We start from the raw sequence: 17,455 nt of genomic DNA, 5'->3' as shown, positions 1-17,455 counted from the left end.
TGCCGGGTCCGGAGGGTGACCGCGCGGTGACGTTTCGCGGCACAAACGCCCGGAACACACCCCTCGTGAAAACGCGCACAAGCCCGCGCCTACGATAGGGCCCGTGCAGACCCCCCTCGCCTTCATCGCCCAGCGCTGGACCCCGTCCCCCCGGACGCTCCGGCGCGCCGCGCTCTCCGCCGTCGTGATGAGCGTCGTCATCATCGTCACCGGCGGCGCGGTCCGGCTGACCGGCTCCGGTCTCGGCTGCGACACCTGGCCCAAGTGCACGGACGACAGCCTGATCGTCACCTCCGAGCAGGGCATCCACGGCGCCATCGAGTTCGGCAACCGGATGCTGACGTACGTCCTGTCGGCGGCCGTCGGCTGGGCGATCGTCGCCGCCCGCTCGGTCAAGCCGCGCCGGCGCAGCCTGAGCCGGCTCGGCTGGGCACAGTTCTGGATCGTGATGAGCAACGCCGTCCTCGGCGGCATCACGGTGTGGATGGGCCTGAACCCCTGGACCGTCGCCGGGCACTTCCTCGCCGCCAACGCGCTCCTCACCGTGGCCGTGATCACCTGGCACCGCACCGGCGAGGGCGACGGCACCCCCAAGCCCCGCGTCCCGCGCCCCGTGCGCAAGCTGTCCTGGGCGATCGTCCTGGTCACCGTCCTGCTCATCGCGCTCGGCACCACCGTGACGGGCGCCGGCAAGCACGCGGGCGACTCCAGCGACGTGCCCCGGATGCCGTGGGACTGGACGGACGCGGCGCACATCCACGCGATCGCCGCCTGGGTGGTCTGCGCCCTCGCGGTCGCCATGTGGCTGGTGCTGCGCGTGGTGGACGCCCCCGACGACACCCGGGCCCGCGCCCGGGACCTGCTGATCGTGCTGCTCGCTCAGGGGGCCATCGGCTACGTCCAGTACTTCACCGGCGTCCCCGAGATCCTGGTCGGCGCCCACATGCTCGGCTCCTCGCTGATGTGGGTCGCGGTGCTGCGGCTGGCCCTGAGCCTGCGCGAGCGGCCGACGGCCACGGCGTCCATCCCGGCCCAGCCGGACCCGGAGCTCGCGACCGCCTGACCGCGCGCACCGCGCCGGACCGCACTCCCGCGCCCCACACCCACACCCGCGCCCCGCACCACCCCACCCGGCCCCGGCCCGAGCCCCCGCTCGCACCGGGGCCGCGTCGCGCACAAGCCCGGGGCGCTCACTCCAGCCCGTACACCCGCCGCGCGTTGTCCGCGGCCAGCATGGCGGCGACGCGCCGCGCGTCCGCGCGGGACCAGGCGCCGTCGCCGACCCAGTCGCCCAGGACCCGGGCCAGCGCGCCCCGGAAGACGCTCGCGGCGACCACGTGGAGCTCGGGCAGGCCGCGGGCGCCGCTGGAGAACAGCAGCTTGCCGAAGGGGGCGAGCTCCAGGAACTCGGCGAGCACCCCGGCCGCGCGGGCCCCGGTGCGCGCGACGACCGGGCCGAGGTCCGCGTAGACGTGCGGGAAGTGCGCGGCGAGCCGGGCGGCCTGGCGGTGGTGCGGATAGCCGTGCAGCAGCACGAGGTCCGCGCCGAGGCCGCCGCCCGCCTCCGCGAAGGCGGCCAGGGCGCCGGGGTCGCGCTCCCCCACGTACAGCTGGAGGGGCCGTCCGGTGCCGAGCGCGATCCACAGCAGGTGGCGCAGCAGCACCGGGTCGTCGAGGGCCTCGCCCGCCCGGCGGCGGGCCAGCCAGCGGCCCGCGGCCCCGCGGACCTCGCCCGGCCAGGGCGGCTCGGGCGCGGCGACGAGCCCGCCGTGCGCGGCGGCGACGGAGAGGAAGGCGACGGCGCCCGCGGCGGCGGCCCCGTGGACGGCCTCGGCGAGGTTGGCGAGGAGGGCCTCGACGGTGCCGGAGGTGTCGGCGACCTGCTGGGCGAGGAGCTCCAGGCGGACGATCTCGTGCGCGGCGGCGGCGCCGGTGGCGGCGAGCTCGGCGGGTCCGGTGAGGTCGCCGGGGAGTCCGGTGTCGACCAGGTAGGCGCCGATGCCGGAGGCGCGCAGCAGCCGGCGGCCCGACTCGGCGGCGCCGAGCTCCCGGCGGCGGGCGAGGTAGCGCGCGGGCGGGCAGTGGGGTTCGAGGCCGAGCAGCGGGGGGCACCAGCGGCGGACGGCGAAGCCGGTCTGGGTGTCGAAGAAGGTGGTGCCGGCGGCCGGGAGCCCGGCGGCCGGGGCGAGGTGCGTCTCGAAGCTGCCGAGGCCGAGCTCCGTACGGAGCACCCCGTGGCAGTACTGGTCCACCAGGCTCGGAGTGTCGATCATTCGGGGGGCTCCCACGTGTGGACGGGCTTCCACCCCTCCTAACGGGTGAGCCCCGCGCGAGGTTGTTGCCTTGCCGTGTCAGCTGTTGGCGGGGCCGCCGATCTGGATACCCGCCATCCGGGTCCATTCGTACGGGCCGGTGACGACCTTGGCGGCGAACTCGCCGTCGAACTCGTCGTGCAGGGTGAGGCCGGCCCGCTCGGCCGCCAGCTTCGCGGTGTCGTAGGTGGGGGCCACCAGGTCGCCCCAGCCGCCGTCCTCGCCGACGAGGACGATCCGGGTGCCGGCCTGGCCGATGTGGGCGAGCTGCCCCTCGGCGCCGCCGTGCTTCCCGGCGAACGCCCGGATCTCCTTGGCCAGCTTGGCCGCCCTGCGCTCCGCCTGCTTCGTCGTGTCTGCCATGGCAAGGATGCTACTCGCGGGTAGATCGACTGGCGACGGCCGGGGCACGTGGCGTGGGCCACGCGCCCCGGCCGTCGGCGGGGTCCGAGGGGGACGGAGTGCTAGCGCAGGAAGGGGTCCACGGCGACCGCCACGAAGAGCAGCGACACATAGGTGATGGACCAGTGGAAGAGGCGCATCTCCTTGAGCTTGGCGCCGGTGGCGCCCGCCTTGGCGCGGTTGAGCAGCGCGTGCGCCTCCCAGAGCCACCAGCCGCCGGTGGCCAGCGCCACGGCCGTGTAGAACCAGCCGGTGTAGCCCAGCGGGGTGAGCAGCAGGGAGACCGCGACCATGATCCAGCTGTAGAGCACGATCTGCTTGGCGACGACCTTGTTGGAGGCCAGCACCGGCAGCATCGGCACACCGGCGCGGGCGTAGTCGTCCTTCACCTTCATGGACAGCGGCCAGTAGTGCGGCGGCGTCCAGAAGAAGATGACGAGGAAGAGGATGACCGCGGCCCAGGACATCGAGTTGGTGACGGCCGACCAGCCGATGAGCACCGGGAGGCAGCCGGCGATGCCGCCCCAGACGATGTTCTGCGCGGTGCGCCGCTTCAGGATCATCGTGTAGACCACGACGTAGAAGAGGAGCGCGCCGAGCGACAGGGCGGCGGACAGCCAGTTGACGAGCAGTCCGAACCAAAGCGTGGAGATCACCGCGAGGCTGAGTCCGAAGACCAGGCCCTCACGCGGTGTGAGCACGCCGGTGACCAGCGGACGCTGCGAGGTGCGGTCCATCAGGGCGTCGATGTCGCGGTCGATGTACATGTTCAGCGCATTCGCGCCACCCGCCGACAGATATCCGCCGAAACACGTGGCGAGCACCAGCCACAGATCGGGGACGCCCTGCTCGGCGAGGAACATCACCGGAACGGTGGTGATGAGCAGCAGCTCGATGATCCGCGGCTTGGTCAGCGCCACGTATGCCTTGACGCGGGCCCCGAACGGCCGATGGCCCCCCGGGCTGGGAGTCAAGACGACCCCTGCGGGTCGGGACTCGACGGCCGTCACGCACACCCCTGACAGAGAAATTCCCAGCAAGCTCCCCGGATGAAGACGGGGTGAAGACTTGCGCGTACCACGCCACTGTAGACGTTGCCCATACGCCGATCTTCGCGGGGGTGGGGTCGTGTTGGCGGGACCCACGCGCGGGTGCGCCCGGGGTGCGTCCCACGGTGTGGACACGGCCCGTGTCCGGCTCGGGAGGCGAAGTCGCGCGGGCCCCGGCAGTCTTTGCGGTGAGCGCACATATGAGCGGCATGAACACGAAAAGAGGGACGAATTCCAGGGGTAGGCTCGACACCGCCGGGACACCCTCAGTCACCGGCTACAGACATGCGGAGAGGAGCCCTGACTCAGGGTGAGCACTAAGCCGACGACCACAGACCTCGAGTGGACCGAACTGGACCAGCGGGCCGTGGACACCGCCCGCATCCTTGCCGCCGACGCCGTGCAGAAGGTCGGAAACGGCCATCCCGGTACGGCGATGAGCCTCGCGCCCGCCGCGTACACCCTCTTCCAGAAGGTGATGCGGCACGACCCGGCCGACCCGGAGTGGGTGGGCCGTGACCGCTTCGTGCTCTCCGCCGGGCACTCGTCCCTGACCCTCTACACCCAGCTGTACCTGGGCGGCTTCGGTCTCGAACTCGACGACCTGAAGGCGTTCCGCACCTGGGGCTCCAAGACTCCGGGCCACCCGGAGTACGGCCACACGGCCGGAGTGGAGACGACCACGGGCCCGCTGGGCCAGGGTGTCGCCAACGCCGTGGGCATGGCCATGGCCGCCCGCTACGAGCGCGGTCTGTTCGACCCGGAGGCGGCCCAGGGCACCTCTCCCTTCGATCACCACATCTACGTGATCGCCGGCGACGGCTGCCTCCAGGAGGGCATCTCCGCCGAGGCGTCCTCCCTCGCCGGCCACCAGAAGCTCGGCAACCTGATCCTGCTGTGGGACGACAACCACATCTCGATCGAGGGCGACACCGAGACCGCCGTGTCCGAGGACACGATGAAGCGGTACGAGGCGTACGGCTGGCACGTCCAGCGCGTGGAGCCGCAGGCCAACGGCGACCTGGACCCGGCCGCCCTGTACGCCGCCGTCAAGGCCGCCGAGGCCGAGACCGAGCGCCCCTCGTTCATCGCGATGCGCTCGATCATCGCCTGGCCGGCGCCGAACGCCCAGAACACCGAGGCCGCGCACGGCTCGGCGCTGGGCGACGCGGAGATCGCGGCCACCAAGCGCGTCCTCGGCTTCGACCCGGAGCAGACCTTCGAGGTCACCGACGAGGTCATCGCGCACACCCGCGCCCTCGGCGACCGCGGCCGCGAGGCCCGTGCCGCCTGGGAGAAGTCGCTGGCCGAGTGGCGCACCGCCAACCCGGAGCGCGCGGCCGAGTTCGACCGCATCGAGGCCAACGAGCTGCCGGCCGGCTGGGAGGAGAAGCTCCCGGTCTTCGAGGCGGGCCAGGGCGTCGCGACCCGCGCCGCCTCCGGCAAGGTCCTCCAGGCGCTCGGCGCGGTGATCCCGGAGCTGTGGGGCGGCTCGGCCGACCTCGCCGGCTCCAACAACACCACGATCGACAAGACGTCCTCGTTCCTCCCCGAGGGCAACCCGCTCCCCGAGGCGGACCAGTACGGCCGGACGATCCACTTCGGCATCCGCGAGCACTCCATGGCCGCGGAGATGAACGGCATCGCCCTGCACGGCAACACGCGCATCTACGGCGGCACCTTCCTGGTGTTCTCCGACTACATGCGCAACGCCGTGCGCCTGTCGGCCCTGATGCACCTGCCGGTGACGTACGTGTGGACGCACGACTCGATCGGCCTCGGCGAGGACGGCCCGACCCACCAGCCGGTGGAGCACCTGGCCTCGCTGCGCGCGATCCCGGGCCTCAACGTGGTCCGCCCGGCCGACGCCAACGAGACGGCGATCGCCTGGCGCGAGATCATGAAGCGTCACACCAAGGTGTTCGGCAAGGGCGCCCCGCACGGCCTGGCCCTCACCCGCCAGGGCGTGCCGACCTACGCGCCGAACGAGGACGCGGCCAAGGGCGGCTACGTGCTGTTCGAGGCGGACGGCGGCGAGGCTCAGCTCGTGCTGATCGCCACCGGCTCCGAGGTGCACCTGGCCGTCGAGGCCCGGGAGCAGCTGCAGGCCGCAGGTGTCTCGACCCGCGTGGTCTCGATGCCGTCGGTGGAGTGGTTCGAGGAGCAGGAGCAGGCGTACAAGGACTCGGTCCTGCCGCCGGCCGTGAAGGCGCGCGTCGCCGTCGAGGCCGGGATCGGGCTGACCTGGCACAAGTACGTCGGCGACGCCGGCCGGATCGTCTCGCTGGAGCACTTCGGTGCCTCGGCCGACGCGAAGGTGCTGTTCCGCGAGTTCGGCTTCACGCCGGAGGCGATCGTCGCCGCCGCGCGGGAATCCCTCGCCGCCGCCGCGCGCTGACGCCCATACGTACGACTTAATGGAGATGCAATTCCCATGACAGACGCTCTCAAGCGCCTCTCCGACGAAGGCGTCGCGATCTGGCTGGACGATCTCTCGCGCAAGCGGATCACGTCCGGCAACCTGGCCGAGCTCATCGACCAGAGCCATGTGGTGGGTGTGACCACCAACCCGTCCATCTTCCAGAAGGCCATCACCTCGGGCGACGGTTACGAGCAGCAGCTCGTCGACCTGGCCGTCCGCAAGGTGACGGTGGACGAGGCCATCCGGATGATCACGACGGCCGACGTGCGCGACGCCGCCGACATCCTGCGCCCGGTGTTCGACGCGACCCAGGGCCAGGACGGCCGGGTCTCCATCGAGGTCGACCCCCGGCTGGCCCACCAGACGGCGCCCACCATCGCCGAGGCCAAGCAGCTGGCCTGGCTGGTGGACCGGCCCAACACCCTGATCAAGATCCCGGCCACCCGGGCGGGTCTGCCGGCGATCACCGAGGTCATCGGCCTCGGCATCAGCGTCAACGTGACGCTGATCTTCTCGCTGGAGCGCTACCGCGCGGTCATGGACGCCTACCTGGCGGGCCTGGAGAAGGCCCGCGAGCGCGGCCTGGACCTCTCGAAGATCCACTCCGTGGCGTCCTTCTTCGTGTCCCGCGTGGACACCGAGATCGACAAGCGCCTGGACACCATCGGCACCGACGAGGCCAAGGCCCTCAAGGGCAAGTCGGCGCTGGCCAACGCGCGGCTCGCCTACGAGGCGTACGAGGAGGTCTTCGCCTCCGAGCGCTGGGCCGCCCTCGACAAGGCGCAGGCCAACAAGCAGCGTCCGCTGTGGGCCTCGACCGGCGTCAAGGACCCGGCGTACAAGGACACCCTCTACGTGGACGACCTGGTCGCCCCGGGCACGGTCAACACCATGCCGGAGGCCACCCTGGAGGCCACCGCCGACCACGGCCGGATCGTGGGCGACACCATCCGCGGCACCTACGACGAGTCCCGCCAGGTGCTCGCCGCCGTGGCGAAGCTGGGCATCTCGTACGACGAGGTCGTCCAGCTCCTGGAGGACGAGGGCGTCGACAAGTTCGAGGCGTCCTGGAACGACCTGCTCAAGTCGACCGAGGCGGAGCTCGCCCGCCGCGCACCTTCGGAGGCGTAATCACCTTGAGCGCAGTCACCGGAGCGAACCCGCTCCGTGACGCCGCAGACCGACGGCTCCCGCGCATCGCGGGGCCGTCGGGTCTGGTGATCTTCGGTGTCACGGGCGATCTGTCCCGCAAGAAGCTCATGCCCGCGGTGTACGACCTCGCCAACCGCGGTCTGCTCCCGCCGGGCTTCTCGCTGATCGGCTTCGCCCGTCGCGAGTGGCAGGACGAGGACTTCGCACAGGAGGTCCACGACGCCGTCAAGCAGCACGCCCGCACGCCGTTCCGCGAGGAGGTGTGGCAGCAGCTGATCCAGGGGATGCGCTTCGTCCAGGGCGACTTCGACGACGACAACGCCTTCGAGCAGCTGAAGGCCACCATCGAGCAGCTGGACAAGGCGCAGGGCACCGGCGGCAACTTCGCCTTCTACCTGTCCGTGCCGCCGAAGTTCTTCCCCCTGGTCGTCCGCCAGCTCAAGAAGCACGGCCTGGCCGACCAGAAGGACGGCTCCTGGCGCCGCGCGGTCATCGAGAAGCCCTTCGGGCACGACCTGACCTCCGCCAAGGAGCTCAACGAGGTCGTCCACGAGGTCTTCCCGCCCGACGCGGTCTTCCGCATCGACCACTACCTCGGCAAGGAGACCGTCCAGAACATCCTGGCGCTCCGCTTCGCCAACACCCTCTTCGAGCCGATCTGGAACCGGTCGTACGTCGACCACGTGCAGATCACCATGGCCGAGGACATCGGCATCGGCGGCCGGGCCGGGTACTACGACGGCATCGGCGCCGCCCGTGACGTCATCCAGAACCACCTGCTCCAGCTGCTCGCGCTGACCGCGATGGAGGAGCCCGCCTCCTTCGACGCCGACGCGCTCGCCGCGGAGAAGACCAAGGTGCTCGGCGCGGTCAAGCTGCCCAAGGACCTGGGCGAGTCCACCGTGCGCGGCCAGTACGCGGCCGGGTGGCAGGGCGGCGAGAAGGCCGTCGGCTACCTGGAGGAAGACGGCATCGACCCCCAGTCGAAGACCGACACCTACGCGGCCATCAAGGTGGAGATCGACAACCGCCGCTGGGCGGGCGTCCCCTTCTACCTGCGCACCGGCAAGCGGCTCGGCCGCCGGGTCACCGAGATCGCGGTGGTCTTCCAGCGCGCCCCGCACTCCCCCTTCGACCAGACGGCGACGGAGGAGCTCGGCCAGAACGCGCTCGTCATCCGCGTGCAGCCCGACGAGGGTGTCACCATGCGCTTCGGCTCCAAGGTGCCGGGCACGCAGATGGAGGTCCGGGACGTGTCGATGGACTTCGCCTACGGCGAGTCCTTCACCGAGTCCAGCCCCGAGGCATACGAGCGGCTCATCCTCGACGTCCTGCTCGGCGACTCCAACCTCTTCCCGCGCGTCGAGGAGGTCGAGCTGTCCTGGCAGATCCTCGACCCGATCGAGCGGTTCTGGGACGAGCACGGCAAGCCCGCGCAGTACCAGTCCGGGACCTGGGGTCCGGTCGAGGCGGACGAGATGCTCGCACGAGACGGCAGGAGCTGGCGCCGGCCATGAAGACCGACCTGACGGACACCACGTCCTCCAAGATCAACAAGGCGCTGGTGCTCGGGCGGCGGGCCATCGGCACTCCGGCCGTCGGCATGGTGCTCACCCTCGTCATCGTCACCGACGAGGAGAACGCCTACGACGCGCTGAAGGCGGCGAACGAGGCGTCCCGCGAGCACCCCTCGCGGACCCTCGTCGTCATCAAGCGGGTCTCGCGCTCCCCGCGGGACCGCGCCAAGGCGCGGCTCGACGCCGAGGTCCGCCTCGGCGCCGACGCCAGCACCGGCGAGACGGTGGTGCTCCGGCTGTACGGCGAGGTCGTCGACCACGCCCAGTCGGTGGTGCTGCCGCTGCTGCTGCCGGACGCGCCCGTCGTCGTCTGGTGGCCGGTGAACTCGCCGGTCGACCCGGCGAACGACCCGCTGGGCGCCCTCGCCCAGCGCCGGGTCACCGACACGTACGCCGCCGAGCAGCCCATCCAGGAGCTGACCGCGCGCGCGGACGCGTACACCCCGGGCGACACCGACCTCTCGTGGACCCGGATCACCCCGTGGCGCTCGATGCTGGCCGCCGCGCTGGACCAGGTCGCCTGCGAGGTCACCTCGGCCGTGGTCGAGGGCGAGGAGTTCAACCCGAGCGTCGAGCTGCTCGCCACGTGGCTGGCCGGCCGCCTGGGCGTGCCCGTGCGGCGCGCCAAGTCGGCCGGGCCCGGCCTCACCTCGGTGCGGATGGAGTCGGACTGCGGCCCCATCGTGCTCGACCGCGCGGACGGCTCGCTCGCCACGCTCTCCATCCACGGGCAGCCGGACCGGGGCGTGGCGCTCAAGCGCCGCGAGACCTCCGAGCTGATCGCGGAGGAGCTGCGCCGCCTCGACCCGGACGACACGTACGCCTCGGCGCTGCGGTTCGGCCTGGAGCGGCTGGACGAGGAGGCGGCCACCACCGCGCCGCCCGTCCCCGCCGAGGAGGCCCCGCAGGCCGCTGCGGAGGAGCCGGCCCCGGCGGCCAAGGCCGCGAAGAAGGCCCCGGCCAAGAAGGCGGCGGCCAAGTGAGCGCCCCTCAGCTCGTCGTCCACCGCGACAAGGAGCTGATGGCGCAGGCCGCGGCGGCCCGGCTCATCACGAAGATCGTGGACGCCCAGTCCTCGCGCGGCTCCGCCTCGGTGGTGCTCACCGGCGGGCGCAACGGCAACGGGCTGCTCGCGGCCCTCGCCGCCGCGCCCGCGCGGGACGCGATCGACTGGTCGCGGCTCGACCTGTGGTGGGGCGACGAGCGCTTCCTGCCCGAGGGCGACCCGGAGCGCAATGTCACCCAGGCCCGCGAGGCGCTGCTGGACAGCGTCCCGCTGGACCCGGCGCGGGTGCACGCGATGCCGGCCTCGGACGGCCCGTACGGCTCCGACGTGGACACGGCCGCGGCGGCCTACGCGGCGGAGCTCGCGGCGGCGGCCGGACCCGGCGACCACGGCGGGGTGCCCACCTTCGACGTGCTGATGCTGGGGGTCGGCCCGGACACCCATGTGGCCTCGCTGTTCCCGGAGCTCCCGGCGGTCCGCGAGACCGAGCGGACCGTGGTGGGCGTGCACGGCGCGCCCAAGCCGCCGCCGACCCGGGTCTCGCTGACCCTGCCGGCGATCCGGGCCGCGAAGGAGGTCTGGCTGCTCGCGGCCGGCGAGGACAAGGCGAAGGCCGCGGCCATCGCGCTGTCCGGCGCGGGCGAGGTGCAGGCCCCGGCGGCCGGCGCCCACGGCCGGGCGCGCACGCTGTGGCTGCTCGACGCGGCGGCGGCCTCGGAGCTGCCGCGCGCGCTGTACCCGCCGCACACGGCCTGAGGACGCGGCACGGAGGCCCGGTTCACCGAGAGGTGGGCCGGGCCTCCGGCGTTCCCGGGGCCGGTACGGGCTCCAGGAAGGGGGCGAGGAGGTCCGGGACCGCGTCCGCCGCGAAGGCCAGGCCCTCGCTCTCGGCCGCGTCGTGGACGGCGTACGCGCCCTCCCCCGCGGCCGTCGTGGCGTTCAGCGTGAGCACGCCCGCGCGCCGCTGGAACCAGGACTGCTTGACGGTCCAGCCGACCACCCCGGCGCGCTGGAGGGCGACGGTGGAGCGGCGCACGGTGCCCGAACGGGTGACGAGGTAGGCGCCGCTGACGCCGTGTCCGAGATTGCGATACGCGTCGAGGGCGAGGGCGACGAGGACCGGGGTCAGCAGGGCGGCCGTCGCGCCCGCCACGTAGAGCAGCACCGGGGTGAGCCAGAGGCCGAGCCCGGCGAGCAGCGCGGCGGGGCCGAGTCCGCCCCACAGCGCCCAGCGGATCCTGCGGCGGCGCGCGGCCCGGGGGTGCCCGGTGAGCGGGGCGCCGGTGGGCGGTTCGGTCTCGCGCAGCACCTGTGCGGCGATCCGGTCGGCGAGCGCGCGGGGCACCGGCGGGGCCAGGTTCTTGAGGTCGCCGTGCTTGTCGTCGTCGCTCTGGGCGAGCCCGGTGGCGACGGCGTCGACGCGGGCGGCGCGGAACAGGCGCACGCCGAGCGGCTCGACCAGCTCGACCCCGCGCAGCCTGCGCTCCTCCAGGGAGATGGAGCGGGCGGTGAACAGGCCCCGGCGGACCCGCAGGGTGCCGCCGGGCTCGCGCTCCAGGCGGTAGCGGTACCACATCTCGACCCACAGCCCGAGGGCGCCGAGGAGCCCGGCGACGACGGCGATCAGGACCAGGTCGACGATCATCCAGGTGAGCGAGACCTCCTCGAAGCGGTCCCCTATCCAGTGGATGACCTCGTCCTGCGCTCCGAACCAGTCGCTGACCTGCATCACGGCCCCGGCCGCCGCGGTGGCGAGCAGCGGGGTCACGAAGGAGACCGGGGCGTAGCGGATCCAGCGCGGGTCGACGGAGGCGAGGACGCCGTCGTGGACGGGGTCCTCGGGGCCCTTGAGGCGGGCGAGCAGGGTGTGGCGGAGCTGTTCGCCCTCGGCGCGGGCGACCAGGTCGAGCTCCAGGGTGGACTCGCTCCCGGCGTGCTCGCCGGTGCCGATGCCGACCTTGACGAGGCCGAGGACGCGTTGCAGGGGGTTCGCGGTGAGGTCGACGCTGCGGATCCGCTCGCGGGCCAGCGAGCGCCGCTTCACCACGACGAGCCCGGTGTGCAGTTCGACGAGCTCCGGGCCGATCCGGTAGCGGGTGCGGCGGAGCCGGATCCAGTCGGCGGCGGTGCCGCCGCCGATGAGCAGGAACGCTCCGGCGAGGACCCAGGCGGCGGCCTGCCAGGCGGGCCGGGAGCCGGCGGAGAGGCTGAGGAAGGCGGGCAGCGCGCCGCCGCCGGCGACGCCGCACAGGACGGCGGCGCCGGCGAGCAGGCTGCGGGGGTGCAGCCGGCGCCAGTCGTGGCCGCCGTGCGCCTCGGGGCCGGGGTGAGCCTCGGGCCCCGGACGCGCCTGGGGGCCCGGATACGTCCCCGGCCCGGCGTCCGCTTCGCTCACGTCGCGTCCCCCGGGGTGATCCGGGTGATCGCGGTGAGCCGCTCCGCGAGCTCGGCGGCGAGCTCGTGGTCGAGGCCCTCGATGCGCAGCGCGCCCTTGGAGGAGGCGGTGGTGACGGTGACCGTGGCCAGCCGGAAGCTCTGCTCCAGCGGGCCGCGCACGGTGTCGACGGTCTGGATGCGGGACATGGGCGCGATCCGCCACTCCTGCCAGAGGGCGCCGGTCCGTACGTACACGGCGTCCTCGGTGACCTCCCAGCGGTGCACCCGGTACCACCAGGCGGGGAGGAGGGCGGCGCAGCCGAGCCCGAGGGCCGCGAGGAGCGCGGCCGGGAGCAGCAGCCAGAAGCGGGCCGGGGTGATCAGCCACCCCAGCACGCCCAGGACGGCCACGGGCACGGCCGTGGTGACGAGCAGCTGGGCCCGCCACCAGGGCACGGCCCGGCGGTCCACGGCGTTCCTCGGCGGGCGCAGCCGGACCGTCTCCTCCCCCGTGGTCATCGTCAGTCCCTGCCGCGCAGCGAGCGGTACGCGGCGACGAGTCCGGCGGTGGAGCTGTCCAGGTTCTCGCCGCCCTCGCCCTCGGTGAGGACCGGCTCGATCTTCTTGGCGAGGACCTTGCCGAGCTCGACGCCCCACTGGTCGAAGGAGTCGATGTTCCAGACCGCGCCCTGGACGAAGACCTTGTGCTCGTAGAGCGCGACGAGCTGGCCCAGTACGGACGGGGTGAGCGCGTCGGCCAGGATGGTGGTGGTCGGGTGGTCGCCTTTGAAGGTCTTGTGCGGGACGAGCTCCTCGGGGACGCCCTCGGCCCGTACCTCCTCGGGGGTCTTGCCGAAGGCCAGCGCCTGGGTCTGGGCGAAGAAGTTCGCCATCAGCAGGTCGTGCTGGGCGACCAGGCCGGGCGCGAGGTCGGCGACGGGCCGGGCGAAGCCGATGAAGTCGGCCGGGATGACCTTGGTGCCCTGGTGGATCAACTGGTAGTAGGCGTGCTGCCCGTTGGTGCCGGGGGTGCCCCAGACGACCGGGCCGGTCTGCCAGTCGACCGGCTGCCCGTCGCGGGTGACGGACTTGCCGTTGGACTCCATGTCGAGCTGCTGGAGGTAGGCGGTGAACTTCGACAGGTAGTGCGAGTACGGGAGCACCGCGTGCGACTGGGCGTCGTGGAAGGCGCCGTACCAGACGCCGAGGAGGCCGAGCAGGAGCGGGGCGTTCTCCTCCGGGGCGGCGGTGCGGAAGTGCTCGTCCATCAGGTGGAAGCCGTCGAGCATCTCGCGGAAGGCGTCCGGGCCGATGGCGATCATGAGGGAGAGGCCGATGGCGGAGTCGTAGGAGTAGCGCCCGCCGACCCAGTCCCAGAACTCGAACATGTTCGCCGTGTCGATGCCGAACTCCTCGACCTTCTCGGCGTTGGTCGACAGGGCCACGAAGTGCTTGGCGACGGCCTCCTGGCCGGCCCCGAGCCCGGCGAGCAGCCAGTCGCGGGCGGAGGTGGCGTTGGTGATCGTCTCGATGGTGGTGAAGGTCTTCGAGGCGACGATGAAGAGGGTCTCGGCCGGGTCCAGGTCGCGGACGGCCTCGTGCAGGTCGGCGCCGTCGACGTTGGAGACGAAACGGAACGTCAGGTCGCGCCGGGTGAAGGAGCGCAGCACCTCGTACGCCATGGCGGGGCCGAGGTCGGAGCCGCCGATGCCGATGTTGACGACGTTCTTGATCGGCCTGCCGGTGTGACCGGTCCACTCGCCGGCGCGGACCCGGTCGGCGAAGGCGCTCATCTTGTCGAGGACGGCGTGCACCTCGGGGACGACGTCCACGCCGTCGACCTCGACCACCGCGCCGCGCGGGGCACGCAGCGCGGTGTGCAGGACGGCCCGGTGCTCGGTGTTGTTGATCTTCTCGCCCCGGAACATGGCGTCGCGCAGCTCGGCCACGCCGGTGGCGGCGGCCAGGTCGCGCAGGAGCGCCAGGGTCTCGTCGGTCACGAGGTGCTTGGAATAGTCCAGATACAGGTCGCCGACGCGCTGCGTATAGGTCGTGCCGCGCTCCGGGTCGGCGGCGAACAGCTCGCGCAGGTGTGTGGCGCCGAACTGCTCGCGGTGCTTGCCGAGGGCCGCCCACTCGGGCAGCTGGTTGAGCCTGGTACGGCCTTCGTTACTCATCTCGGACATCGCCCATTTCTTCGTCTTGCCGCGTCGTGACGCGTGTCTGCCCCGCTGCACCTCCAACCTAATTGATCCGGTGTGCGAAACGCGTTCAGTTGCCGCCGCGGTGCAGCCGTCCCGCGTAGCGGGCTTCGAGGGCGGCGTTGCGCTCGTGGCCGCCGGGGATGTTGGCGGAGACGTAGACCGGGGGCTCGTGGCCCTCGGCGAGCAGCAGCGCGACGGCGTCGGCGACGGCCATCTGGACGAGCAGGGAGGAGGTCAGCGTGGAGATGCCGCAGAGCGCGCCGCCGCCGGGGAGCGGGAGGACGGCGTCGCCGGTCGGGGCGCAGTTGTCGAGGACCGCGTCGGCGAGGTCGGCGAGGCGGTGGCCGCTGGGGTGGAGGGCGGGGACGGCGCGGGTGTGCTCCAGGGAGGTCAGCGCGACGAGGCGGTGGCCGGCGGAGGTGACCGTGAGGGCCATGTCCACGATCGAGTTGTTGACGCCCGAGTTGGAGATGACGACGAAGAGGTCCTGGGGGCGGGGGGTGGCGAGGGCGTAGAGCTTCCCGGCGAGGCCCTCGGAGCGTTCGAGCAGCGGGTCGCGCAGGACGGCGGGGTCCTCGCCGCCGCGCAGGACGAGGTCGGCGAGGGCGATCCGGCTCGTCGGCACGAGCCCTCCGGCGCGCCCGGCGACCTCCAGCGCGGCGGCCTGCGAGTGTCCGGTGCCGAAGGCGTGCACGACGCCGTCGGCGGCCACGCAGTCGGCGATGAGGCGGGCGGCGGCGGGGACGGAGTCCTTGTTGGCGGCCACGGCCCGGTCGAGCGCGGCGCGGGCGAGGTCGGCGAACTGGGCGGCTGTGGGGGCGGGTTGGGACACGGGGGCTCCTCTGGATGGCCGAACCAGGAGTTGCTTCAAGCTTCGGTTCAATCAACCAGCGCCGCCCGGCGCTCGTCAAGGGCGCCGCGTCGGGCCCCGTTGTGGGCAATCGTTCCGCAGGGCGGAACGGGTGGGCACAACGGAACGGCGCCCCTGCCGGGCCCAGGCTTCCGCGCAGGTACGGTCACCAGGACCGCGCCGCCCTCACACCCCCAGCCGCGCCAGCGCCACCGCGCCCGCGAGGCCGTCTCGGACCGGGTCCGGGACCAGGCCGAGCGGGGCGACCCGGGCCCTCAGGCGCGGGAGGAGGGGGCCGCCGGGGCCCAGCAGGCCGCCCGTCACCACCAGGGGCTCGCCCGGCCGGGGGGCCAGGGCCGTGACGGTGGCGGCCAGTTCGGCCGCGGCCTCGTCGAGCAGGGCCGAGGCCACCTCGTCGCCGCCCGCCGCCGCCTCCACCACCAGCGGGCTCAGCGCGGCCAGCCGCACCGGCTCGGCCGCGTACGCGTAGCGCACGACGTGCTCCTTGGTGAGGCCGCCGCAGAGCGCGGCCACCGGGCCGGTGAGGGCGGTCGCCGGGCCCCGGCCGTCCAGCGCCCGCAGCACGGCGCGCAGCGCCTCCCGGCCCAGCCAGAAGCCGCTCCCGGCGTCGCCGAGCAGCCAGCCGTCGCCGTCCGCCGCGCGGACCGCCCGCCGCCCGGCGACCCGGGCCGCCGCCGCGCCCGTGCCGGCGATCAGGACCAGGCCGTCCGCCGGGGTCCCGGTGCCGGCGGCGAAGGCGACGTCCGCGTCGCCCCGGACCTCGACCCGGCCGGCGCGGACGCCGACGAGGTCCAGCGCGGCCGTCAGGGCGGCATGGGCCCGCTCCCGGCCGCCGCCGGGCCCGCCGCCCGCGAAGCCGCCCAGCACGGCCGCGACGCTCCCGCCGCCCGGCGGCAGGGCGCCCCGCAGAGCCTCGGCCAGATGGCGGGCGAGCGCGTCGGGGGGCACCGACAGGGCGTTCCCCGGTCCCCCGGCGCCCTCGCCGAGCACCCGGCCGCCCGCCGCCTCGGCGAGCCGCGCCCTGGTCCGCGTACCGCCCGCGTCGACGCCGACGACCCATTGAATCCCGGATTCGTTCATCAGCCCGCATGGTGATTGATAGATTCATCGGAACACAAGACCCACGAAGGCACCTCATGATCACCGCGCTGATCCGCTCCGAACTCCCCCGGATGTCCGGCTCCTTGCGCAAGGTCGGCGACTGGGTCCTGGAGGACCCCGCCCGGGTCTCCGGGCTCTCCGCCGCCGAGCTGGGGCGGCGTACGGGCACCTCGCAGGCCACCGTCACCCGCTTCTGCCACGCCCTCGGACTCGACTCGTACCAGCGGCTGCTGCTCGAACTCGCCCGGGAGCAGGGGCGGGAGAGCGAGGCCGCCGAACGGACCCCGCTCGGCCCGGAGATCGGGCCCGACGAGCCGCTGGCGCAGGTCGTCGCCGCCGTCGCCCGGGCCGACCTGGCGGCCCTGCGCGCCACCGCCGAGCAGCTCGACCTCGACGCGCTGGAGCGGGCCGCCGGGATCCTCGCGCGGGCCCACCGGATCGACGTCTACGGGGTCGGCGCCTCCGGCGTGCTCGCCCTGGAGACCCAGGCCCGGCTCTTCGGCATCGGCTGCGAGGCCCGCGCCTGGACCGAGGTGCACGCGGCCGAGACCTCGGCGGCGCTGCTGGCCCCCGCCGACGCGGTCGTGGCGGTGTCCCACTCGGGCGCCACCCGCGAGGTGCTGGGGCCGCTGCGGCTGGCCGCCGAGCGGGGCGCGGCGACGGTCGCCGTGACCGGGGACCCGCGCTCCCCGGTGGCCCGCGCGGCCGGCGTCCACCTCACCACGACCACCGCCGGGACCGGCTTCCGGCACGGCGGCTTCGGCACCCGCCACTCGGTGCTGCTGATCCTGGACTGCCTGTACGCGCGCGTGGCCCAGCTGACCTACGCGCGCGCCACCGCCGCCCTGGCGCTCACGGCGCACATCGCCGAGGTGCACCGGTCCTGACACGGGTACGGGCCCCGGCCGGGGCGGGCGGGCCGGGCGGCGGCCCCGGAGTGGTGGTGGCGAGCGAGCAGTCTGAGTAAACCACGCACCAGCAGC

15 protein-coding genes are annotated in these 17,455 nt (G+C 73.3%); 7 read left to right on the top strand and 8 right to left on the bottom strand.

The genetic code is table 11. From position 1 onward, the window contains the following. The first annotated feature begins 103 nt into the window (after nt 1-103). Nucleotides 104-1,063, top strand: coding sequence for a COX15/CtaA family protein (locus AB0C99_RS33735; RefSeq protein ID WP_362483359.1), 960 nt, complete (start codon nt 104-106; stop codon nt 1,061-1,063). A gap of 127 nt (nt 1,064-1,190) precedes the next feature. On the opposite strand, the gene AB0C99_RS33730 is transcribed toward AB0C99_RS33735, so the two are convergent. The 3 genes from AB0C99_RS33730 to AB0C99_RS33720 all read right to left on the bottom strand — a co-directional run bounded on the left by AB0C99_RS33730 (nt 1,191) and on the right by AB0C99_RS33720 (nt 3,724). Continuing rightward, nucleotides 1,191-2,273 (bottom strand): amidohydrolase, encoded by a 1,083-nt coding sequence (locus AB0C99_RS33730; protein WP_362483357.1) that lies wholly within the window; start codon nt 2,271-2,273, stop codon nt 1,191-1,193. A 78-nt stretch (nt 2,274-2,351) separates the two neighbouring features. Further along, nucleotides 2,352-2,675 carry a hypothetical protein gene (locus AB0C99_RS33725; protein WP_362483356.1) on the bottom strand — a complete coding sequence of 108 codons (324 nt, stop codon included), beginning with the start codon at nt 2,673-2,675 and terminating at the stop codon, nt 2,352-2,354. 101 nt (nt 2,676-2,776) lie between these two features. Beyond that, nucleotides 2,777-3,724: a heme o synthase gene (locus AB0C99_RS33720; protein WP_362483354.1), complete on the bottom strand. Its 948-nt coding sequence runs from the start codon at nt 3,722-3,724 to the stop codon at nt 2,777-2,779. 349 nt (nt 3,725-4,073) lie between these two features. On the opposite strand from AB0C99_RS33720, the gene tkt reads away from it, so the two are divergent. Genes tkt through pgl form a run of 5 tightly spaced genes read left to right on the top strand, consistent with a single transcriptional unit; the run spans nt 4,074 to nt 10,676 of the window. Next, nucleotides 4,074-6,161, top strand: coding sequence for a transketolase (gene tkt, locus AB0C99_RS33715; RefSeq protein ID WP_362483352.1), 2,088 nt, complete (start codon nt 4,074-4,076; stop codon nt 6,159-6,161). A 36-nt stretch (nt 6,162-6,197) separates the two neighbouring features. Next, a complete protein-coding gene (tal, locus tag AB0C99_RS33710) occupies nt 6,198-7,316 on the top strand; it encodes a transaldolase (RefSeq protein WP_362483350.1) in 1,119 nt (372 codons plus the stop codon). Between the two features lie 5 nt (nt 7,317-7,321). Then, nucleotides 7,322-8,854 (top strand): glucose-6-phosphate dehydrogenase, encoded by a 1,533-nt coding sequence (zwf, locus tag AB0C99_RS33705; RefSeq protein ID WP_362483348.1) that lies wholly within the window; start codon nt 7,322-7,324, stop codon nt 8,852-8,854. Beyond that, the gene (opcA, locus tag AB0C99_RS33700) at nt 8,851-9,897 is read left to right on the top strand and encodes a glucose-6-phosphate dehydrogenase assembly protein OpcA (RefSeq protein ID WP_362483346.1); all 1,047 of its coding nucleotides are present in this window, start codon (nt 8,851-8,853) and stop codon (nt 9,895-9,897) included. Before zwf ends, opcA begins: the two co-directional genes overlap by 4 nt. Next, nucleotides 9,894-10,676: a 6-phosphogluconolactonase gene (gene pgl, locus AB0C99_RS33695; RefSeq protein WP_362483345.1), complete on the top strand. Its 783-nt coding sequence runs from the start codon at nt 9,894-9,896 to the stop codon at nt 10,674-10,676. Before opcA ends, pgl begins: the two co-directional genes overlap by 4 nt. Nucleotides 10,677-10,698: 22 nt before the next feature. Here pgl and AB0C99_RS33690 read toward each other — a convergent pair whose 3' ends face one another. The 5 genes from AB0C99_RS33690 to AB0C99_RS33670 all read right to left on the bottom strand — a co-directional run bounded on the left by AB0C99_RS33690 (nt 10,699) and on the right by AB0C99_RS33670 (nt 16,451). After that, nucleotides 10,699-12,207, bottom strand: coding sequence for a PH domain-containing protein (locus AB0C99_RS33690; RefSeq protein ID WP_362483403.1), 1,509 nt, complete (start codon nt 12,205-12,207; stop codon nt 10,699-10,701). 104 nt (nt 12,208-12,311) lie between these two features. Next, a complete protein-coding gene (locus AB0C99_RS33685) occupies nt 12,312-12,815 on the bottom strand; it encodes a PH domain-containing protein (protein ID WP_362483343.1) in 504 nt (167 codons plus the stop codon). A gap of 2 nt (nt 12,816-12,817) precedes the next feature. After that, a complete protein-coding gene (gene pgi, locus AB0C99_RS33680) occupies nt 12,818-14,473 on the bottom strand; it encodes a glucose-6-phosphate isomerase (protein WP_362483401.1) in 1,656 nt (551 codons plus the stop codon). Nucleotides 14,474-14,567: 94 nt separating this feature from the next. Next, on the bottom strand, nt 14,568-15,332 hold the full coding sequence (locus tag AB0C99_RS33675; protein ID WP_362483341.1) for an SIS domain-containing protein: 765 nt from the start codon (nt 15,330-15,332) through the stop codon (nt 14,568-14,570). Nucleotides 15,333-15,536: 204 nt separating this feature from the next. Next, nucleotides 15,537-16,451, bottom strand: coding sequence for a BadF/BadG/BcrA/BcrD ATPase family protein (locus AB0C99_RS33670; RefSeq protein WP_362483340.1), 915 nt, complete (start codon nt 16,449-16,451; stop codon nt 15,537-15,539). A 56-nt stretch (nt 16,452-16,507) separates the two neighbouring features. Between AB0C99_RS33670 and AB0C99_RS33665 the strand changes: the two genes are divergently transcribed. Beyond that, nucleotides 16,508-17,359 (top strand): MurR/RpiR family transcriptional regulator, encoded by an 852-nt coding sequence (locus AB0C99_RS33665; protein ID WP_362483338.1) that lies wholly within the window; start codon nt 16,508-16,510, stop codon nt 17,357-17,359. Nucleotides 17,360-17,455: the final 96 nt, after the last annotated feature.

The sequence above is a fragment of the Streptomyces sp. NPDC048659 genome, assembly GCF_040650575.1.
Taxonomy (GTDB): domain Bacteria; phylum Actinomycetota; class Actinomycetes; order Streptomycetales; family Streptomycetaceae; genus Streptomyces.
The sequence above is the reverse complement of the archived record's forward strand: the minus strand, read 5'-3'. Positions and strand labels throughout refer to the sequence as shown.